Annotated in this window: 18 protein-coding genes and 1 pseudogene; 12 read left to right on the top strand and 7 right to left on the bottom strand. The window is 74.2% G+C overall.

From position 1 onward, the window contains the following. Positions 1-139: 139 nt before the first annotated feature. On the bottom strand, positions 140-1,306 hold the full coding sequence (locus tag ACFY04_RS36250) for a calcium-binding protein (RefSeq protein ID WP_389123775.1): 1,167 nt from the start codon (positions 1,304-1,306) through the stop codon (positions 140-142). Between the two features lie 286 nt (positions 1,307-1,592). Between ACFY04_RS36250 and ACFY04_RS36255 the strand changes: the two genes are divergently transcribed. Beyond that, positions 1,593-2,702 (top strand): alpha/beta hydrolase, encoded by a 1,110-nt coding sequence (locus ACFY04_RS36255; RefSeq protein ID WP_389123778.1) that lies wholly within the window; start codon positions 1,593-1,595, stop codon positions 2,700-2,702. Next, entirely contained in the window at positions 2,699-3,928 is a 1,230-nt protein-coding gene (locus ACFY04_RS36260) for an acyltransferase (RefSeq protein ID WP_389123780.1), read from the top strand. The genes ACFY04_RS36255 and ACFY04_RS36260 overlap by 4 nt, the downstream gene beginning before the upstream one ends. A gap of 104 nt (positions 3,929-4,032) precedes the next feature. On the opposite strand, the gene ACFY04_RS36265 is transcribed toward ACFY04_RS36260, so the two are convergent. Next, the gene (locus tag ACFY04_RS36265) at positions 4,033-4,455 is read right to left on the bottom strand and encodes a DUF350 domain-containing protein (protein ID WP_030717969.1); all 423 of its coding nucleotides are present in this window, start codon (positions 4,453-4,455) and stop codon (positions 4,033-4,035) included. A gap of 95 nt (positions 4,456-4,550) precedes the next feature. Here ACFY04_RS36265 and ACFY04_RS36270 point away from each other — a divergent pair, with 95 nt between their 5' ends. Next, complete coding sequence (locus tag ACFY04_RS36270; protein ID WP_389123782.1) at positions 4,551-6,344, top strand: GNAT family N-acetyltransferase; 1,794 nt, start codon at positions 4,551-4,553, stop codon at positions 6,342-6,344. 23 nt (positions 6,345-6,367) lie between these two features. Here the strand turns inward: ACFY04_RS36270 and ACFY04_RS36275 are convergent, their stop codons facing one another. Continuing rightward, positions 6,368-8,497, bottom strand: a complete 2,130-nt coding sequence (locus tag ACFY04_RS36275; protein WP_389123785.1) for an AMP-binding protein — start codon at positions 8,495-8,497, stop codon at positions 6,368-6,370. Positions 8,498-8,637: 140 nt separating this feature from the next. Between ACFY04_RS36275 and ACFY04_RS36280 the strand changes: the two genes are divergently transcribed. The 5 genes and pseudogenes from ACFY04_RS36280 (at position 8,638) to ACFY04_RS36300 (ending at position 12,996) form a co-directional block, all read left to right on the top strand. Beyond that, the gene (locus ACFY04_RS36280; protein WP_389123788.1) at positions 8,638-10,527 is read left to right on the top strand and encodes an ABC transporter ATP-binding protein; all 1,890 of its coding nucleotides are present in this window, start codon (positions 8,638-8,640) and stop codon (positions 10,525-10,527) included. A gap of 7 nt (positions 10,528-10,534) precedes the next feature. Next, positions 10,535-10,918: a VOC family protein gene (locus ACFY04_RS36285; protein ID WP_382538598.1), complete on the top strand. Its 384-nt coding sequence runs from the start codon at positions 10,535-10,537 to the stop codon at positions 10,916-10,918. Positions 10,919-11,068: 150 nt separating this feature from the next. Beyond that, positions 11,069-12,004 (top strand): annotated as a pseudogene (locus tag ACFY04_RS36290) (AMP-binding protein); the annotation flags it as partial. 74 nt (positions 12,005-12,078) lie between these two features. Further along, entirely contained in the window at positions 12,079-12,426 is a 348-nt protein-coding gene (locus ACFY04_RS36295; RefSeq protein ID WP_389123987.1) for an AMP-binding protein, read from the top strand. Positions 12,427-12,459: 33 nt separating this feature from the next. Beyond that, on the top strand, positions 12,460-12,996 hold the full coding sequence (locus tag ACFY04_RS36300) for an HIT family protein (protein ID WP_389123791.1): 537 nt from the start codon (positions 12,460-12,462) through the stop codon (positions 12,994-12,996). A 2-nt stretch (positions 12,997-12,998) separates the two neighbouring features. Here ACFY04_RS36300 and ACFY04_RS36305 read toward each other — a convergent pair whose 3' ends face one another. Beyond that, a complete protein-coding gene (locus ACFY04_RS36305) occupies positions 12,999-13,346 on the bottom strand; it encodes a hypothetical protein (protein ID WP_389123793.1) in 348 nt (115 codons plus the stop codon). A gap of 196 nt (positions 13,347-13,542) precedes the next feature. Between ACFY04_RS36305 and ACFY04_RS36310 the strand changes: the two genes are divergently transcribed. Next, the gene (locus tag ACFY04_RS36310) at positions 13,543-14,427 is read left to right on the top strand and encodes a sigma-70 family RNA polymerase sigma factor (RefSeq protein WP_389123795.1); all 885 of its coding nucleotides are present in this window, start codon (positions 13,543-13,545) and stop codon (positions 14,425-14,427) included. Between the two features lie 93 nt (positions 14,428-14,520). After that, a complete protein-coding gene (locus ACFY04_RS36315) occupies positions 14,521-14,805 on the top strand; it encodes a hypothetical protein (protein ID WP_389123797.1) in 285 nt (94 codons plus the stop codon). A gap of 43 nt (positions 14,806-14,848) precedes the next feature. Here the strand turns inward: ACFY04_RS36315 and ACFY04_RS36320 are convergent, their stop codons facing one another. Next, positions 14,849-15,565 (bottom strand): FadR/GntR family transcriptional regulator, encoded by a 717-nt coding sequence (locus ACFY04_RS36320; RefSeq protein WP_389123799.1) that lies wholly within the window; start codon positions 15,563-15,565, stop codon positions 14,849-14,851. A 131-nt stretch (positions 15,566-15,696) separates the two neighbouring features. Between ACFY04_RS36320 and ACFY04_RS36325 the strand changes: the two genes are divergently transcribed. Continuing rightward, the gene (locus ACFY04_RS36325) at positions 15,697-16,218 is read left to right on the top strand and encodes a gluconokinase (protein ID WP_389123802.1); all 522 of its coding nucleotides are present in this window, start codon (positions 15,697-15,699) and stop codon (positions 16,216-16,218) included. 12 nt (positions 16,219-16,230) lie between these two features. Continuing rightward, positions 16,231-17,628 (top strand): gluconate:H+ symporter, encoded by a 1,398-nt coding sequence (locus ACFY04_RS36330; protein ID WP_389123806.1) that lies wholly within the window; start codon positions 16,231-16,233, stop codon positions 17,626-17,628. Here ACFY04_RS36330 and ACFY04_RS36335 read toward each other — a convergent pair. Beyond that, a complete protein-coding gene (locus tag ACFY04_RS36335; RefSeq protein ID WP_389123808.1) occupies positions 17,614-18,558 on the bottom strand; it encodes a hypothetical protein in 945 nt (314 codons plus the stop codon). The two genes, ACFY04_RS36330 and ACFY04_RS36335, sit on opposite strands and share 15 nt — an antisense overlap. A gap of 151 nt (positions 18,559-18,709) precedes the next feature. Next, positions 18,710-20,263 carry a cytochrome P450 gene (locus ACFY04_RS36340; protein ID WP_389123811.1) on the bottom strand — a complete coding sequence of 518 codons (1,554 nt, stop codon included), beginning with the start codon at positions 20,261-20,263 and terminating at the stop codon, positions 18,710-18,712. Between the last annotated feature and the right edge of the window lie 62 nt (positions 20,264-20,325).

Below are 20,325 nucleotides of genomic sequence, written 5' to 3' on the forward strand. Positions count from 1 at the left end.
CATCAGACAAGCGGACTTCAACAGCACGAGGACCCGGGGGCATAAAAACAGGCTACAGACTTAGCCCTGAGATTTCCGGCGCATCACACTAGTGCTGTGACCGGCAAGGTTCACCGGGTCACGACGCCCGGCCACAGCACTAGGGCAGGCCGGCCAGGGTTTCGCAGCCGGTGGCGAAGTCGGTTCCGTCTTCGCCGTCGCAGGCGTCCGGGCCGTCCGGGCCGTCCGGGCCCCCGGTGAGGAAGTCGCCGGCGGGGCCTGCCTTGAGGGTGTCGATGCCCTCGCCGCCGTCGAGGAAGTCGGCGCCTCCCGCCGTTCCCGCGCTCGCCGTGCCGGTGAGGTCGACGTTGTCGCCGAAGACGCGGTCGTTTCCGGCGCCGCCGCTGATGGTGTCGTTGCCCGCGGCGGTGCGGAGCGCGTCGGCCGGGCCGCTGTCCCCGACGAGGAACTCGTCGGAGGCGCCGCCGATGATCCGGTCGTTCCCGGCGCCGGTCGCGCGTCCCCCCGCCGGGTTGGTGACGGCGTGGTCGCCGATCGCCGAGATCCCGCCGTCGGCGCCCAGGTCCAGCAGGTCGTTGCCGCCGCTGCCGATCGCGTGCTGCGCGGCCTCGCTGTCCCCGGTCATGGTCTCGGCCCCGGGCCCTCCGAGGAGTACGTCGCTCCCCGCGCCCGTGGCGTTGCCGGCGAAGGCGCCGGAGTCACCGAGCAGGGCGTCGTCGCCGGGGCCGCCGTCGATCCGGTCGGCTCCGCCGCCCACCGCGCTCAGTCCTCTGCTGTCCCCCGTCATCCGGTCGTTGCCGGGACCGCCGATCAGCTGATCGTTGCCGCCGCCCGTGGCGTTGCCTCCGGGGGCGTAGCTGTCGCCGGTGAACTGGTCGTCCCCGTCGCCTCCGAGGAGGCGGTCGTTGCCGCCGCCCGAGGCGTTGCCGGCCGGGCTGAAGCTGTCGCCGCGCAGCTGGTCGGCGCCCGCCGAGCCGTCGATGGTGTCGTTGCCGAGTCCGCCGATCAGGATGTCGTCGCCCGCCAGCCCGCAGATCAGGTCGTTGCCGCCCTGGCCGTGGATCGTGTCCGGGCCCGGAGTGCCGACGATGACGTCGTTGCCCGGGGTTCCGTCGGTGGTCGCGCCGGGGGTGGCGACGACGAGGGTGGCGGGTACGCCGAGGCAGGTCACCGCCCGTGCGCTGACGTCGCCGGTCCCGAGGAGGACGACGGATCCGGCGGCCAGGGCGCAGGCGAGGCCGGCGGCGGCCACCCGGCGCGGGCGATGTCCCGGCTCGGCCGCACGCTGATGTTCCCGGTGGGGCATCGTCTGTACTCCCTTTGCCGCAATTAGTCGGACTATCGCCATAACTAGTCGGGGCATGGGCCTCGGTGACGCCGACACACGGGCGGGCTCGGGCAGACGGCTGACGCGGATCGCCCCCATGGAGCAACGCCGAGGAGCGCGGGCGGACCCGTCAGGGGGCCGGCTGAGGACCCCGTCTCCTCCACCCCCTACCGGGGTATGACATCCGACTTGGCTCCACGGTCGGACGTGGGCGCGGATACCCCCTACCTACCTTCCACCTCGTCACGAGGAGAGGAGAAGGGGCATGCGCCGCTTCGGAAGGACGATGGTCACGGCCGCGCTGGCGGTGGCGCTCGTCGGGGGGACAGCCGGGTGGGCCTCGGGCGACAGCCAGGCGGCGGTCACCGGACCGCCGCCGGGCACCGCCGCCTGGCGGGCCGACACGGCGTCCGGCCGGCCGCTGCCCGATCCGGCGACCGCCGCGCCGCGCGAGGTGGCCGCCTTCTTCGCCGGGCTGGACGACGCGGCTCGCCAGGAGCTGCTGCGGTCCCACCCGCTGGTGGTGGGCAACCTGGAGGGGGCACCGCTCCCCCTTCGGTACGAGGCCAACCGGATCGCCGTGGTCGCCACCGGTGAGGCGCGCTACACCTCCCTCGCCGCGCCGGACCGGCAGATCCTGGCCTTCGACCCGCGCGGCCGGGGCCAGGTGGCCGAGGTGTTCGGGGACCTGGAGCGCGCGGAGCACGTCTCGGTGATCGTGCCGGGTTCGGACAACGACGCCGCCACCTACGACGCCCCGCGCAAGCCCCACACCGGCCCGGCAGGGATGGCCCGGGCCCTGCGCGAGGCAACCGGTGCCGGGACCGGGACTGGGACCGGGACCGGGACCGGGACCGGAGCCGGGACCGGAGCCGGGACCGGCGGGTCCACCGCCGTCGTCGCGTGGATCGGTTACACCACCCCGGTCGGCGTCGGCCTGGACGCGGCCGACGGCCGTCTCGCCCGGGCCGGAGCGGCCCGGCTGGCCCGTTTCACGGCGGGACTCGACGCGGTCGGCACGCCCGACCCGGTGCTGTTCTGCCACAGCTACGGCTCGGTGGTGTGCGGGCTCGCGGCCCGGCACACCGACGCCGCCGACCTCGTGGCCTTCGGCTCCCCCGGAATGCGCGCCGACACGGCGGCCGCCCTGCGCACCGGGGCCCGCGTCTGGGCCGCCCGGGGCCCCTCCGACTGGATCGCCGACGTCCCGAACGTCGAGTTCGCCGGGATCGGCCACGGCGCCGACCCCACCACCGCGGCCTTCGGCGCCCGCCGGGTGCCGGCGGCCGACGTACAGGGCCACACCGGCTACTTCATGCCCGGCACCCAGTCCCTGGCGGCCTTCGCCGCCATCGCGAAGGGAGAGGCCCGATGAGCGCCTCCGCCACCCTGGCCCCGCTGCGGAAGGCCGCCGCGCGGATCGACGGCCGGACCCCCGCCCACCGCGACCGGGCGATCGACGGGCTGCGCGCGCTGGCACTGCTGGCCGTGCCCACCGGCCACTGGCTGCTCGGCGGCTTCACCCTCGACTCCGACGGCGGGCTGCACAACGCCAGCCCGCTGTCCGCGTTCGGCGGCCTGGCCCCGGCGAGCTGGGTGCTCCAGATGCTGGGCATCTTCTTCCTCGTCGGCGGGTACGCCTCGGCGCTCTCCTTCGGGCGCCGCACCGGGTCGACGGGCGCCTGGCTCAAGGGCCGCGTCGTCCGGCTGGGGCGGCCGGTGCTCGGAGTGACCGCGGTGTGGGCGCTGGCCGCGCCCGTGCTGTACGCGGCCGGGGTGCCGGAGGCGTCGCTGCGGACCGGGGCGACGCTGGTGGTCCAACCGCTGTGGTTCGTCGGGGTGTACGTGGTGGTCACCGCGCTGACCCCGTACTGCGTGCGGGCGGCGCGGCGCCTCGGCGGCTGGGCGGCCGCCCCGCTGCTCGGTTCCGTCGCCGTGGTGGACTTCCTGCGCTACGGGCCGCTCGCCGACCCCGTACCGTCGTGGCTCGCCCTGGTGAACATCCTGCCGGGCTGGCTGTTCGCGTACCAGCTGGGCGTCTCCTGGGGCGAGCGGCGGATCGGGCGGCGCGGGGCCTGGCTGCTGCTGGCGGGCGGGACGCTGCTGTTCGCCGCGCTGCTGGCGGTCTTCCACTATCCGGCGTCGATGGTGGGCGTACCGGGTGCGGCGCGCACCAACTCGCACCCGCCGTCGCTACTGGTACTGGCCCTGGCCTCGGCGCAGTCGGGCGCGGCGATCCTGCTGCGCGACCGGCTGGCGAAGCTGCTGGCGCGGCCAGCCCTGTGGGCCCCGGTGGTCGTGATCAACCTGTCCGCGATGACGATCCTGTGCTGGCACCAGACGGCGATGCTGGCCGCGGCCGTGCCCGGCTCGTTCGTGGGTGAACTGGCCGGGCTCACGACGGCGCCGGACCGTCTGGGCTGGATCGGGGCACGGCTGGCGTGGATGCCGGTGTTCGCGGCGCTGTTGGTCGCTCTCGCCCGCTACGCGAGGCGGTTCGAGGTCGCGCCGCGGGAGGGACGCCGGGCGAGCGCGCTGCGCCGGACCGTGGCCGGGCTGCTGGCGGCGGGGTTCGCGGTGTTCGCGCTGGGCCTGGCCTGAGCGGGACCCGGCGGATACGGGATCCCATATCCCATATCCCGGATACGGCGAGAGCGCCGCTCCCTCCGGGGAGCAGCGCTCTCGTCACGTACGGGCGCTCCGCGTCAGGCGATCGAGGCGGCGACGATCGCGGCCACGGCGAGGTTGCAGGCGGCCGAGACCCAGACCGCCGGGTGGGGCTCCGGGTCCACGACGATGGCGCCGAGCTTGCCGGGGGTCACCAGGTCGAGCACGAGGAAAGCCACCGCCATCAGGATCAGGCCGAGCACACCGAAGGCCGCGGTGGACAACAGGCCCTTGCCGAAGTCCGCGTACGTCGTCCAGATCGAGGTGAAGACGATGCCGCCGATGCCGAGGAGCGCGGAGCTGAGGAAGAGGGCCGCGTTGCGGTTGCGCTCCTCCCAGATCTGCTTGGGAAGCTTCCCGGGCGTCAGCACGTCCACGAGGACGATGCCGAGGATCAGCAGCACCAGGCCGAGGGCGCCGTAGGCGCTGGTGCGGCCAAGTCCGTTGATGATGTCGCTCATTGAGAAGCCTGTCTCCGCGTGGGTGGGAAAGTATGTGCCGTGGAGAGGCCGAATCTATCGCACGGCCTTGACGCGGACCATGGGGAGGTCAGCAGATGGTAAAGGTCAGGGCCGCGCGGCCGGCCGAGGCGGAGGACCTGACCGGGCTGGTGATGCGCTCCAAGGCGCACTGGGGGTACGATGCCGCCTTCCTGGCCGCGTGCGCGCCGGAACTGCGGATCCGGGCCGGCGACGTGGCGGCCCGCCGTGTCGTCGTGGCCGAAAACGGGCGGGGAGAGGTCCTCGGGGTCGCCTCGCTGGAGGGGACTCCCCCGCTGGCCTCGCTCGGGCTGCTCTTCGTGGAGCCGTCCGCCATCGGCCAGGGCGTGGGACGGCTGCTGTACCAGGACGCGCTGCGGCGGGCCGTGGACCTGGGGGTGCGCCGGCTGGTGATCGACTCCGATCCGCACGCGGCCGGGTTCTACCGCGCGATGGGGGCGGTGGCGGCGGTGGCTGCGGTGGCAGCGGCCGCACCGGACGTGGCAGCCGACGATGCGGCCCTGGTCCGGTTCGAGGCGGCTCCCGTTCCGCTCGCCGACTGGGCGCGGGCCTGGACCGGTGGCGGGCGGGCCGTACACCTGGGCAATGTCGGCGAGTTCAACGCGCAGTTCGCCGACGCCACCCTGGACCCGGAGCAGCGGCCCGCGCACCACTACGCGTGCCTCGCTGCCTTCTACAGTCCCTACCCGGCCGCCCTGGTGCTGCCGCGGCCGGTACCGCGCGGCTGGACCGAGCTGGTCTGCCGCCAGCTGGGCTGGAGCGGGGTCGAGGTGTACGACGGCCTGCTGGACGCGGATCCCGGCCTCGCCGATGCCGTACGGGCCCGCCCGGCGCTGGCCGCTTTGCTCACCAGGGCGGGGCTGCCCCTCGTACCCTGGGGGCGCACCCGGCCGTTCGGTCGGCTGTCGGGCCGGCCGTGGCGGCCCGGGGAGCTGCGCTACGAGTCGAAGTCCGCGGCGCACGCCCTCTTCGGGCGGATCCTGGCGGACGGCGGGCATCCCGGGATCGTGCTCCCCCGGCAGTGGCGGGCCGACGGGCGGTGGGCGGCGGCCCGGATGCTGGCGGCCAGGACCAGGGCGGGCGAGAGCACCGTTCTGAAATCGGAGCACGGTGTCGGGGGTTCGGGCACCACGGTGGTCACCCCCGAGCGGGTCCGTGCCGCGGGCGGGGCGCGGGCCGTGCTGCGGCGGCTGCCGCGCGGACCGCTGCTGGTGGAGGAGTACGTCGGCGGCGGTCCGGCGGCCGGGGCCGGCGAGGGGCCGCGGGATCTGACGTACGACGGCTTCGTCGACGACGCGGGCCTCGCGCACGAGGTGGGCGGGGCGGTGATGGACGTGGCGGACGGCTGTTACCGGGGTGCCACGGTGGGCCCCGGGGTGGTGCCCGCGTGGGCGGAGAAGTCCCTCACCGCCTTCGGCACGGCGGTGGGGCGGGAGCTGGCGGAATCCGGTTACCGGGGCTGGTTCGACGTGGACTTCGTCGCCGACGGGGCGGGGCGGCTCGCGCCGACCGAGACGAACCTGCGGCTGACCGGGCCGTCCGTCGCCTTCATGGTGGCGGCCCGGCTCGACGCGCTGCGGGGCGCGGGGCACCTCGTACGGATCGCCGACCGGGTGGAGCTGGGCGCGAGGCTGCCCGAGGCACAGCTGGACGAGTTGTGCGCGGCCCTGGCCCGGGGCTGCGCGGAGCTCGGGGCCGTGTTCGTCCCCGCGATCCCGACCGGGGCCTTCGAACCGGCGCCCTGGCTGGGTGTGCTGGTGGCCGCGCGCAGCGGGGAGGCGCTGGACGCGGCCGAGGCGCTGGTGCGGGCCGAGGCCCTGGCGGTCGGGGCGATGTTCGGCCCGCCTTGAGCCGTCTCTTCCCGGTGCCCCGGTCAGCGGTCGGGCCAGTCGTCGACGGGGTCGTGGAAGTCGAAGGGGTCGGCCGGTTTGCTGACGACGTAGGCCGCGACGACGACGCCCGCGATCATCAGCGGGATGTTGAAGGCGTAGACGAGGGCGGCCTGGCGCGGCCAGTCCTGTTTGGCGGCCAGCCGGTAGAGGTTGTCCTGCGGCCACCAGGACAACAGCAGGTAGGACACGGCCAGATGGGCGGCCACGGTGAGGGAAGGGCCGCGGCGCTGGCGCAGCATCCGGGCGCGGCCGCCGAACAGGAACACCACTCCGACGCCGAAGGCGACGCACTCGAACAGGTACAGCAGGGAGAACAGGAACGCCCAGGGCTGCGGCACCCCGGTGAGGTCGGTCGATCCGGGCCAGAGGAGGTTCGTCAGGATCAGGGCGACGAAGCCCAGGACGACTCCCCCGCAGCCGGCCGCGCAGCCCGCCGGGGTCTCGCTGTTGCCTGCGGCGGCCCCGGACTTGCCGGACTTGCTTCCGGCGGTCCGCGCCGCCGCGGGCAGGATGGGCAGCGGCAGGGCGTCCCGGTCCTCCTGGCCCGCCGTGGTGCGGGGCAGGGTGCGCAGCCGGATGACGGTGCGCGGGGACTCCTCGCGGAGCACCTTGCCCGCCAGGTGGTCGCGCAGCTCCTCGATGTCCGGCAGCGGGGCCCCTGCGGACCCGGTCCGTCCGCCGGGCGGTGGGGCCACGTACGCGACGAGCCGCCGCGGGCCGCGGGGGCCGTCGACCCCCTTCAGGATGGCCGCGCCGATCCCCTCGTGGCTGCGGATGGCGGATTCGACGGGGTACGGGTCGAGTTGGCGGCCGCCGGGCAGGGTGATCCGGTCCCGGATCCGGCCGCCGTACTCCAGCAGCCCGTCCTCGCGGAGCAGGCCGAGGTCGCCGGTCGGTATCGCGTCGGCGCCGTCCGGCGGGCCGAGGCGGATCTCCCCGCCGCGTACCTCGGCCCGGAAGCCGGGGAACGCGGTGCCGAGCAGGGAGATCTGTTCCGGGTCGTCCAACGGGTGGGGCAGCTGAGGCAGTTCGAACCAGGTGCCGATGCCGGCGCACTCCGCGGAGCCGTAGACGTTGAGCACGCGCGCGCCGGGGCGCAGCCGGACCTGGAGGGTCGCCTGCTCGTCCAGGTAGAGCCGGTCGCCGGAGACGGCGAGCAGCCGCAGGGACCGGCAGGCGGGGTCGGCCCCGAGGTGGGCGGCCGGGGTGAGGCTGCCCTGTTCCGCGTCCTCGATCAGCAGTCGGGCGGCGCCGGCCGGGTCGGTGTGCAGCACGGTGACGCGGTCGGTCTCGACGGCCGCGCGGATGCCCTCGGGCTTCCAGGCGGAGCGCGGGGACAGCACGAGGGCGCCGCCCGAGCACAGGGCCCGGGTCCAGCCCGCGGCGAAGGCGGTCACGTCCGGACCGGCTGTGAACAGGTGCCGGTCCTGCGCGGTCGGCCGGGCCACCTCGGCCCAGCCCTCGTGGGCGGCGAGGAGCAGCCCGTGGCTCACGGGCACCGCGCGCGGCTCGGCCGCCCCGGTGAACAGGACCGCGGCGACGCGGCCGGGCGGCGGGGCGACCGCCCCGGGAAGCCGGTCCGCAGGCGCGTCCGCGGGCCGGTCCGCAGGCGGATCCGCGGGCGCGTCCACGGGACGGTCCACGAACCGGCCCGCGGACTGTTCGGTGCGCGGCCCGCCGATCGCTGCGGCCTCCGCGTCGAGCCGGATCACCCGAGGGCCGCCGCCGTTGTCGAGGGCGGCATGCTGGGCGGCATCGGTGAGCAGGACGAGGGGCTCGGCCGCGGCCAGCTGCCGGCGCCCGGAGCGCGGGCTCTCCACGTCGATGACGGCGTAGGACCCGCCGGCCTTGAGGACGGCGAGGAGGGCGACGACGAGTTCGGTCTGCCGGGCGGTGCCCACGGCGACGAGTGCGCCGGGCGGCAGGCCGGAGGCGAGCAGACGGTGCGCCAGCCGGTCGGCTCGCGCGTCCAGTTCCCCGTAGGTGAGGCCGTCCGGGCCGGAGATGAGCGCACGGGCCCCGGGGGTGTCCCGGGCCCACTGCTCGAAGCGGTGCAGGACGGTGTCGGTGGTTCGTTTGCCGAAGCGTACGGACTCGGATCCCTGCGTCATGGACCGATGATGCCACCGGGCACCGACAACGGACGCGGGTCGGCAAAATCGCTCGTGCGGGCGGGAGTTGGCGCCCCGTGCGGGCGATCCCGGACCGGATGCTTGACCTGAAGTTCGGTTGAGGTCCTAGCGTTCGGGTCATGGACATGGAAGTCACCGCCTGGACATCGCTGCACAGCGCGATCAACGCCCAGCAGGACCGTCGTACGCTCTCGCGGGCCGGCCTGCGCCGCGTCGCCTCCTTCGCCCGCCCGCACCGCCGCGGGCTCACCTTCTTTCTTCTGCTGAGTGTGGTGACCGCGCTGCTCGCGGTGGCCACCCCGGTGCTCGCCAGCCGGGTCGTCACGGCCATCGTGGAGGGCCGCGACAGCTCCGCGGTCACCCGGCTGGCCCTGCTCATCGCGCTGATCGCGGTCGCGGAGGCCGGGCTCGGACTGCTGACCCGCAGACTCTCCGCCACCCTCGGCGAGGGGCTGATCCTGGATCTGCGGACGGCGGTCTTCGACCACGTGCAGCGGATGCCGGTCGCCTTCTTCACCCGGACCCGGACGGGGGCCCTGGTCAGCCGCCTCAACAACGATGTGATCGGCGCCCAGCGGGCCTTCAGCAACACCCTGTCGGGGGTGGTCGCCAATACCGTCACCCTGGTGCTGACCCTCACCGTGATGCTCAGCATCTCCTGGCAGATCACTCTGCTGGCGCTGGTGCTGCTGCCGGTGTTCGTGCTGCCGGCTCGCCGGATGGGGGCGCGGATGGCGGCGATGCAGCGGGAGGCCTCCGCGCTGAACGCCGCGATGGGCACCCAGATGACCGAGCGGTTCTCCGCCCCGGGCGCAACGCTGGTCAAGCTCTTCGGGCGGCCCGCCGACGAGTCCGCGGAGTTCGCGGCCCGGGCGGCGCGGGTGCGGGACATCGGGATCCGTACGGCGATGGCCCAGTCGGCCTTCATCACGGCCCTCACCCTGGTCTCGGCGCTGGCCCTCGCGCTCGTCTACGGGCTCGGCGGGTTCTACGCCCTGCGCGGTTCCCTGGACGCCGGTTCCGTCGTCGCCCTCGCCCTCCTCCTGACCCGGCTGTACGCCCCGCTGACCGCACTGGCCGGCGCCCGTGTCGAGGTGATGAGCGCGATGGTGAGCTTCGAGCGGGTCTTCGAGATCCTCGACCTGAAGCCGCTCATCGCGCAGAAGCCGGACGCCCGCCGGGTGCCGCAGGGGCCGGTGGCCGTGGAGTTCGACCGGGTCTCCTTCGGCTACCCGGCCGCCGACAAGGTCTCGCTCGCCTCCCTGGAGGAGGTCGCCACCCTGGATGCCCGGGGCGGTACGCAGGTGCTGCACGAGGTGTCCTTCCGGGCCGAGCCGGGCCAGATGATCGCTTTGGTCGGCTCGTCCGGCGCCGGCAAGTCGACGATCGCGCAGCTGCTGCCGCGACTGTACGACGCCGACGCGGGCGCGGTCCGGCTCGGCGGGATCGACGTACGGGACCTCACGGCGGACTCGATCCGCGAGACGCTCGGCATGGTCACCCAGGACGGGCACCTCTTCCACGAGTCGGTGCGCGCCAACCTGCTGCTGGCCCGCCCGGAGGCCTCCGAGGAGGAGATCTGGGAGGCCCTGCGGCGCTCGCGGCTGGACGGGCTCGTCGCCTCGCTGCCGGACGGGCTGGACACGGTGGTCGGGGAGCGCGGCTACCGGCTCTCGGGCGGGGAACGGCAGCGGCTGACCATCGCACGGCTGCTGCTGGCCCGGCAGCGGGTGGTGATCCTCGACGAGGCCACCGCGCACCTGGACTCCACCTCGGAGGCCGCGGTGCAGGAGGCCCTGGGCGAAGCCCTGGCGGGCCGGACGGCAGTGGTGATCGCGCACCGGCTGTCGACCGTACAGGCGGCGGACCTGATCCTGGTGGTCGAGGACGGCCGGATCGCGGAACGGGGCACGCACACCGAGCTGCTGGCGGCGGGCGGGCGGTACGAGGAGCTGTACCGCACCCAGTTCGCCGTGTCGGGCGGCGAGGCACCGGTGCCGGGCGCATGATCCTGTGATGGACATCAAACTGGAACTCGTCGCCGTCCCCGTCACCGACGTGGACCGGGCCAAGGCCTTCTACGAGAAGCTCGGCTTCAACGCCGACCACGACGTCACCGTCAGCGAGGACATCCGCTTCGTCCAACTGACCCCGCCGGGCTCGGCCTGCTCGATCGCGATCGGCAAGGGGCTGACCCGGATGACCCCGGGGTCGCTGGACAACATGCAGGTCGTCGTCACCGACATCGAGGAGGCGTACGAGGACCTGCGCGGCCGGGGGGTGGAGGTGACGGAGATCCAGGACCTGCCGTGGGGCTCCTTCGTCTACTTCTCCGACCCCGACGGCAACGGCTGGGCGGTCCAGCAGACCACCCCCCGCAAGTCGGCGGGCCCCGCGTAGGCCGTCTCCGCCGGTGACGCCGGTTGGACGTTCCGCCGAGGGCGGGGCGCGACCGTGGTCGGGAAAGCACCTTGCCTGCGGGCCCTGTTGACGGATTGGCTGGCCAGGTCAGGACGGCAAGGTGACTCCCCGGGGAAGCGAATGACATCCATGCTCGACGGCTGTACCCCGTGGCCCGACGAGTTCGCCGACCGTTACCGGGCTGCCGGGCACTGGCGCGGCAGCACGCTGGACAACCTGCTGCGCGACTGGGCCCTGCGGTACGGGCCGCGGACCGCGCTCGTGCACGGCGGTACCCGCGTCACGTACGCGCACCTGAACCGGCGTGTGGACCGGATGGCCGCCGGGTTCCGGCTGCGCGGCCTGCGGACCGGGCAGCGGGTCGTCGTCCAGCTGCCGAACGTTCCCGAGTTCGTCATCACCGTGTTCGCGCTGATGCGCGCCGGCGCGGTCCCCGTGTTCTGCCCGATGACGTACCGCGCGTCCGAGGTGTCCCACCTCGTGCGGGTCGGGCAGGCCGTCGGCTATGTCGGTCCCCCGGCCCACCAGGGTTTCGACCTCACGGCGATGGTGGCGGGCATTGCTGCCCAAGGCCCCTTCCTGCGGCGGGTGTTCACCTTCGAGGCCCCGGGCGAAGCGTCCCCGTACGGCGGCTTCACCGTCGACCCGGCGGGCTGCCAGTACTACCCCCTGGGCTCCCTCGACTCCCCGCCCGAGCGGCCGCTCGCGCAGAGCGCGGACCAGGTGGCGTTCTTCCTCGTCTCCGGCGGTGTCACGGCGGAGCCGGCACTCGTTCCGCGTACCCACAACGACTACGCCTGCCAGGTCCGGGCCGCGGCGGAGCTGGTGTCGCTCACCGGGAACGACGTGTACCTCGCCGCGCTGCCCGCCGGGTCCGACTTCGCCTTCGGCTGCCCCGGCGTCGTCGGCGCCCTCTCGGTCGGCGGCACCGTCGTCCTGGCCGAGGACCCGGGGGCCGCCGCATGCCTCTCGGCCGTCGCGCGTGAGCGGGTCACCGTCACGTCGCTGGAGCCTGCCGCCGCCCGGCGCTGGCTCGACCTGCTTCCCTCGGTCCAGACCGACCTGAGCAGTCTTCGTCTCGTGCAGATCGGCGGCGGGCCCTTGGACCGGGCGACCGCCGATCAGGTGGGGGTCCCGGGTTGGGCTGCCGCCTGCAGCGGGTCTTCGGCACGGCCGAGGGGGTACTCACCCTCACCCGGCCCGCCGATCCGGACGAGACCGTACTCACCACGCAGGGCCGCCCGCTCTCGCCCGACGACGAGATCCGCGTGGTCGACGCCGACGGCACGGACGTGCCCGACGGGGAGACCGGCGAGCTCCTCGCCCGCGGTCCCCGCACCCTGCGGGGCTACTACCGGGCGCCCGACCGCAATGCGCGCTCCTTCACCGCCGACGGCTACTTCCGCACCGGCGCCCTCGCACGGCGCACCCCGGACGGCGGGCTGGTGGTGACCGGCCGCCTCAGGGACGTTCCGTCCGCTCCGTGACGGGCGGGAAGGAGTCGGTGGGAGGATGTGCCGATGCCGACACCGATGCCGATGCCGATGGACCGTGAACCGATGGATCTCGACGCCTACGTCGAACGGACGCGCGGCGGACCGTGCTTCGTGTGCGCCTTCCTCGCCGGGGATCCCGACTACGCGCACGAGACCGTCTTCGAGGACGAGCACCACGTGGCCTTCCTCGACCGCTGGCCCACGCTCCCCGGAAAGGTCCTGGTGGCTCCCAAGGCCCACATCGAGCACGCGGTGCGCGATCTGGACCCGGCGGCCTACACCCGGCTGATGCTCGTCGTACGGGAGGTGGCGCTCGCCGTCGAGGACGTCTTCGACAGCGAACGGACCTACCTGTACTCGCTGGGGAGCCGACAGGGCAACGCCCACCTGCACTGGCACATCGCGGCGCTGCCGCCCGGAGTCCCGTACGAGCGGCAGCAGTTCCCTTCCCTGATGACCGAGAACGGGGTCCTCTCGCCGTCGCCCGCCCAGCAGGCCGCCACGGCAGGGCTCCTGCGCGCGGCCGTCGCCGCGCGCGGAGCCCTCGAACCGCCGCGGTGAGCTCAGGCCTCCGCGGCGGCGTGGTGGTGGTCGAGCTCCCACGCGTGGTGCTTGAACTCGTGGCGGAAGTCGGCGTGGTCCTCCCACTGGCGGGCGATGCCGCGCAGTACGTCCCAGTTCTGTTCCACCGCCTGGTCGATGACGCGGCGCATGGCCGGCTCGGCGGATTCCCGCTTCTCGATGAGGCCCTTGATGGCGGAGGCCTCCAGGACGGAGTTGCGCAGCGCGCGCAGGGCGCGGGAGGTGTCGTCCATGGCGAAGCCGTGTTCGCTGCCCGTCGCCTCGTCGAACAGCGGGGTGAGCCGCGCCTCGATGAATGCGGTGATCCGCTCGAAGTGCTGCACGTCCATCGGGGGCTCCCTCTCCTGCCGGACCACGCGGTGTATCCGGCGTCTCCACTCGCTTCTGCTGTTCAGGCGCCATTATCCAGCAGTCGGCCGGCCCGGCCGGCCCCGGCCGGGGCTGCCGTCAACTCCCCCCTCACCAGGGCCTTTTCCTCGTGATCTATGTTGATGGTCCGGTGTGAGCAATCGATATGGGGGACCGGTGGACGGGAATCCAGGGCTGACAGAACGCTTCGAAGAGCACCGCTCTCATCTGAGAGCGGTGTCCTACCGCATGCTCGGCTCGCTCGCCGAGGCCGATGACGCCGTGCAGGAGGCCTGGCTGCGCCTCGACCGGTCCGACGTCAGCGATGTCGGGAACCTCGGCGGCTGGCTGACGACGGTCGTGTCGCGCGTCTGCCTGAACATGCTGCGCTCGCGCGAGTCCCGGCGCGAGGACCCCATGGAGGCGTATCCCTCCGACCCCGCCGTCAGCCGTGCGGACACCGTCGACCCCGAGCAGGAAGCCCTGCTGGCCGATTCGGTCGGGCTGGCGCTGCTGGTGGTGCTCGACCAGCTGGCACCGGCCGAGCGGCTCGCGTTCGTGCTGCACGACCTGTTCGCCGTGCCCTTCGACGAGATCGCCCCGATGATCGAGAAGTCCGCGGCGGCGACCCGTCAGCTCGCCAGCCGCGCCCGCCGCCGGGTCAAGGGGGCCCCGCTGGTGCCCGAGGCCGATCTGACCCTTCAGCGCCGGGTCGTGGACGCCTTCCTCGCCGCCACCCGCGGCGGGAACTTCGACGCGCTCGTCACCCTGCTCCACCCCGACGTGGTACTCCGGGCCGACAAGGCCGTCGGGCCCACCCCCGCCCCGCTCCTCGTCCGCGGCGCCGTCACCGTCGCCACGGGTGCGATGGCCGCGATGCAGCGGGCCCGGTCCACGGCGCCGGCCCTGGTCGGCGGAACGGTCGGCCTGGCGATGGCCCCGCTGGGACGCCTGTTCCTGGTGCTCGGTTTCACGATCGAGGACGGCCTGATCACCGAGATCGACATCGTGGCGGAACCGGAGCGTCTCGGCGCGCTCGAAATCGCCGCGCTCGATGTCTGAGGGCCGGCTGTCCGGCCCGCGGAAGCGGCCGTAGCGATTCCGTGCCGCGGCCGCCTCTTCAGGGCCGCGGCACGGCGCTCACATACTGGCGCCGTGACCGACTGCGTCAAGCACCTGCCCACGGGGGCGATACCGCAGGGCATGGTCGCGGCGTGGGGCGTCGACACCGCCCCACGCCGGCTCCGGGCCCGCGTACCGGCGGTGTTCGCGCCCGCCGCCGGGAGCCTCCTCCTCGCGGGCCCGGTCCTCCTTGAGGAGGAGCGCAGGCGCGAACGGGCGCGGAAACGCGCGGAGTCGGAGTCACGGAGCTCCGACTCCTCCACCGGCGGCGGATGCGGCGGCGGGGGATGCGGCGGCGGGTGCGGCGGCTGCGGGTGACGCCGCGCCCCCGGGGGCCGGGGCCAGGGCCGGGACCCGGCGGTCAGGGCGCGAGTACGTCCAGTTCCTCCAGCGCGCCCACCGCGATCCGGCGGGTCAGTGCATCGGCGCGCGCCGCGTCGCCCTCGCGGATCGCCTCGGCGACCTGGACGTGCAGGGTGACGGCGGCGGGGTCGGGATCGTGGAACATCACCGCGTGCTCGGTGCGGCCGGTCAGGACCTCGGCGACCACGTCCCCGAGGCGGGCGAACATCTCGTTGCCGGAGGCGTTCAGCACGACGCGGTGGAAGGCGATGTCGTGCCGCAGGTAGCCCTCCAGCTGGTGGCCGCGTGAGGTGCGGACCATGCCGAGGGCCGCCTCGGTGAGTTCGGCGCACTGCTCCGGTGTGGCCAGCGTCGCGGCGAGCCCGGCCGCGACCGGCTCGATCGCGGAGCGCAGCACGGTGAGGGACCGCAGTTGCCGGGGCCGGTCGGTGCCGGCCAGCCGCCAGCGGATCACGCGCGGGTCGTAGACGTTCCACTCGTCGGTGGGGCGCACGGTGACACCGACCCGGCGGCGGGACTCGACCAGGTGCATCGATTCCAGGACGCGGACGACCTCCCGTACGACGGTGCGGGAGGCGTCGAAGCGTTCGGCGATCTCGTCGGTGCGCAGGACGCTGCCCGGGAGGTACTCCCCCGCCGTGATCGCGAGGCCGAGGGTGTCCAGCACGTGGGTGTGGAGCCCGGGCCCCTGGCCGGGACTGCCTTCGGTGGTCATGGCGTAAGCGTACGGTGACGCTTCCATCGACAAAAGATGTGATGTTTCCGACGTGAGGCTTGAATACGTAGTACTTAATGCGCTTCAGTGGTGCCACACGAACCGATGTCGACGAGGACAGCGAGGTAGGCGTGAGCACCCAGCGCGTCATTGTGGTGATGGGCGTGGCCGGTACGGGCAAGACGACCGTGGGGCAACTGCTCGCCGAGGCCCTCGGCATTCCGTACGCGGAGGGCGACGCCTTCCACCCGGCGGCCAACGTCGCCAAGATGTCGGCCGGCATCCCGCTGGACGACGCGGACCGGTGGCCGTGGCTCGACGCCATCGGCGAGTGGATCCGCAACCGCGCCGGCCTGCGCAGCGGTGTGATCGCCGCCTCCTGCCTCAAGCGCGTCTACCGCGACCGGCTGCGCGCGGCCGCCCCCGGGGCCGTCTTCGTCCACCTCTCCGGTGAACGCCCGCTGATCGAGAAGCGCATGGCGGAGCGCAAGGGCCACTTCATGCCCACCACTCTGCTGGACTCGCAGTTCGCCGCGCTGGAGCCGCTCCAGGACGACGAACTCGGCGTCGTCGTCGACGTGTCCGGATCCCCGGAAGACATCACCGAGCGGGCGCTGGCCGCCCTGCGTCAACTCCCCGCACACGAGAACTGAGGATCCCCACCCGTGACCGGTCTCAGCGTCGAGACTCTGGCAGCGGCCGCCACCGGACCGATCACCTCGGCCGGGAACACCCAGCTGGGGATAGCCGTCCTGGCGGGCATAGCCGTCATAGTCCTGCTCATCACGCGCTTCAAACTGCACGCCTTCCTGGCCCTGACGGTCGGCTCGCTGGCCCTCGGGGTCTTCGCCGGCGCACCGTTGGCCAAGACGATCGCCAGCTTCACCGCCGGACTCGGCGCCACGGTCGCGGGCGTCGGCGTACTGATCGCGCTCGGCGCGATCCTCGGCAAGCTGCTGGCGGACTCGGGCGGCGCGGACGAGATCGTGGACACGATCCTCGCCCGGGCCAAGGGCCGGGCCATGCCGTGGGCGATGGTGCTGATCGCCTCGGTGATCGGGCTGCCGCTCTTCTTCGAGGTCGGCATCGTGCTGCTGATCCCGGTGGTGCTGCTGGTCGCCAAGCGGGGGAACTACTCCCTGATGCGGATCGGCATCCCGGCACTGGCCGGCCTGTCGGTGATGCACGGGCTGGTCCCGCCGCACCCCGGACCCCTCGTCGCCATCGACGCGCTCCACGCGAACCTCGGGGTCACCCTCGGGCTCGGGGTGCTCGTGGCGATCCCGACCGTGATCATCGCAGGGCCGCTGTTCTCCCGGTACGCGGCGCGGTGGGTGGACATCCCGGCGCCGGAGCACATGATCGCGGCGCGCCCCTCGGCCGAGTTGGAACACCGGCCCCGGTTCGGGGCCACGGTGTTCACCGTGCTGCTCCCGGTGGCGCTCATGCTCGTCAAGGCCCTCGTCGACATTGTGGTCGACGACCCCGCCAGCCCGGTGCAGCGCGTGACCGATGTCGCGGGCTCCCCGATGATCGCGCTGCTCGCGGCCGTCCTGGTGGGCATGTTGACGCTCGGCCGGGCGGCCGGCTTCACCCGGGACCGGATCTCGGCCACGGTGGACCGGTCCCTGGCCCCGATCGCGGGCATCCTGCTGATCGTGGGCGCGGGCGGTGGCTTCAAGCAGACACTGATCGACGTCGGCGTGGGTCAGATGATCCTGGACGTGTCCGAGAACTGGCCCGTGCCGACCCTGTTGCTGGCCTGGCTGATCGCGGTGGCCATCCGCCTGGCCACCGGCTCGGCGACGGTGGCCACCATTTCGGCGGCCGGGCTGGTGGCCCCGCTCGCGGCGGACATGTCCACCACCGGGACCGCACTGCTGGTCCTGGCCATCGGGGCCGGCTCGCTGTTCTTCAGCCACGTCAACGACGCCGGCTTCTGGCTCGTCAAGGAGTACTTCGGGATGACCGTCGGTCAGACCCTGAAGACGTGGTCGGTGATGGAGACCATCATCTCGGTGGTCGGCCTGGGCCTCGTGCTGCTGCTGTCACTGGTCCTGTAGCTGGGCGGCGGCCAGCGCGAGCCCGCCCGCCGCCGTGGCGCAGCGCGCCGCGAGCCTGGTGACCTCGGCCTGCAGGGCCTCGGTCTCCCGGCCGTGCCACCCCGGCGCCATGGCCGCGACCCGCAGCCGGACCGCGTGCGTGCGCAGCGCGGCGGCATGGCCGCCGAGGCCGCCGTCCGGCTGCGGCGGCGCCGGCCGGGGCGGCCGGTCCGTGACCCGGCGGCGGGCCGGGCCGCGGGTGGGCGCGGCCCCCGTCGCGGCCGGCCCTTCGGGCTGGGCCGGGCCTCGGTCGCAGAAGGCCCAGAAGGCGGCGCCGAGCCCGAGAACCGGTTCGGCGGTCTCGGCCCGGCCGGTGGCGACCTGCCAGCCGGCGTGGTCGTTGAAGGGGTTCGCGTCCGTCAGTGCGTGCCAGGCGAGGATGTCGGCGAAGGACGGGGCCAGCAGCGCGAAGGCGTGCTCGGCGCCGCGCTCGCGCATGATGGCGCGGAACAGCCGGACGGCCTCGCCCTGGCGGCCCGCTCCGACGGCGGCCAGGACCGCGGCCGCGCCGGGATCGTCGAACAGTTCGGGGCGGCCCGCGCTCGCGGCCCGGATCCTGGCCTTCAGCCCGCAGACGGCGATGCTGATCGCGAGGCTCTCCCGGCCCGCCAGGACTCCGGCGAGCCGCCCGGCCCGGGCCACACCCCGGCCGCGCGGGGCCCAGCCGAGGCCCGACGGGTCGGTGAGCGTACGCAGCAGGGTGCGCCAGCCGAGCCGGCTACGGCCGCCCCGAGCGAGGGCGGCCGCGGGCAGCCGGGCGCCGAAGGCCAGGCCGGAGGCGTAGCGGGCGGCCTCACCGACCGCGTCGGCGGCCTCGGCGAGGGCGCGGCACGGGGCGTCGAGCAGGTCGATGTCCGGGGCGGTGGACGCGGAGGTCGCGGCGTCGGGCATGTGATCCTCGTGGGGTTCGGCACGGGCTCGGGGACGGACAGGGTCGGACACGGGCGGGCAAGACGGGCAGGGACAGGTCGGAGTCGGAGTCGGAGTCGGAGTCGGACAAGCCCGGGTGCGAACGGGGACCGGGCCGGGCGCCGGGGCGCCCTCAGCGGCGGGTGAGCCTGAGCCGGATGCCCTGCGGATCGAGTGTCGGCGGCAGCGGTCCCACCGGGTCCAGCACCGGCCGGGTGCCTGTGACCCGATGGCCGCGCAGCACCTCGGCGCAGAGCGCGGCGGTGGCCATCAGGCCGAGCTGGTCACCCGGGCAGCGGCCGCCGCCGTGGCTGAAGGGCGCCATCCGGATGTCCTGGTCCGCGCCCGGGTTCTTCCACCGGCCGGGCACGAACACGTGCGCGGCCGGTACCCGTTCGGGGTCGCGCTGATGGAACGCGGCGGGCACCAGCACCGAGGTGCCGGCCGGGTAGCGCACGCCCCGCCATTCGGTCTCGGCGCGGGTGACGCGGATCAGGTCGGGCACCACCGGGTACAGCCGCAGGGACTCCCGGACGCAGGCCCGCAGCCGGGGCAGTTGGCCCCGGTCCGCACCGGCGGCGGCTTCGGCGGCCGCCTCGGCCGTGGCAAGGTCCTGCTCCGCGGGGTGCGCCCCGAGCAGGAGCAGGGTGCGCAGTAGCGTGTCCGGGACGGCGTCCATGGCCAGCAGCCAGTGCTGGGCCTGGCCGACGGGGTCGAGGGTGCCGGTCGGATCGGCGTGGCGGGCGGCCCGCCCGACGAGGGTGTCGCCGTCGGCCCGGGCGGCGTACTCCTCGATGCGGGCGCGGGCCTTGTCGTGCACGGAGCGCGCGGCGCGCACCCGGCCGCCGCGCCGGCTCCTGCCTTCGGCGCGCAGCTGGGTGAGCCATCCGCTCAGCTCCTCGTCCGCGGCTGCCGCGTCGCCGAGCACGATCCGCCGGGCGGCGCGGTGCACGGCGTACCGGGCGCGGGCGAGGTCGAGGGTGACGGCAGCGGTGGAGGCGGCGGTGAAGGTGCCGGTCGCGGGGGCGGAGGCGGTCAGGTGCCGGGCCTCCTCGGCGAGGGCCGCGAGGAAGGGCCCGCAGGAGGGGTGCACGGGCCGGCCCGCGGCCAGCACCTCGGCGCTGACCTCGCGTCGCTCCGCACGGAGCTCGCCGCGGGAGCAGCCGGAGTCGGCGGGCTCCTCGGGGTTCAGGCCCCGGCACTTGTCCGGCGGGGCCGCCGCGAGCACGCTGACGGGTTCGGCGTAGAAGCGGCGCAGGTCCTGCGGGTCGAGGAGGACGAGGACGGTCCGCCCGGAGCGGGTGCGGACCAGGGCGGGCGCGTCACCGTGGCGTGCGCGCAGGGCACGCAGCGCCGCGGCGGAGGTGCGCACCTCGCCTGGGCGGGGCCGGGTCAGTCCGCGCAGCAGGACGCCGAAGCCGGCGAGGGCCGCCCGGGCGGTGGTTTCCGGGGCCGGGGCCGGGGCAGGGGCCGCGTACCGCGGCGATTCCTTTACGGACGTTGCGGACGTTACGGACGTCCGCCGGCCAGGGGCTCCCGCGCCCAGCCCCCGCACGGCCGGCCCGCGATCCGCGAGCGGTGCCTCACCGCGGGGTGACCGACCGGCCCGCTCGGGGCGGCGGCGGGCGGCGAGAGCCCGTACCCGGGCTCGGAGCCCATCGAGGGCGGCCCCTTGGACCGTACGCATCCGTGCACCTCCGCGGCGGGAGCGACAACGCTCGGCGACAACGGCATCACCGTACGTCCCAC

The sequence above is a fragment of the Streptomyces sp. NPDC001549 genome (genome assembly GCF_042894025.1).
Lineage (GTDB): Bacteria > Actinomycetota > Actinomycetes > Streptomycetales > Streptomycetaceae > Streptomyces > Streptomyces kutzneri.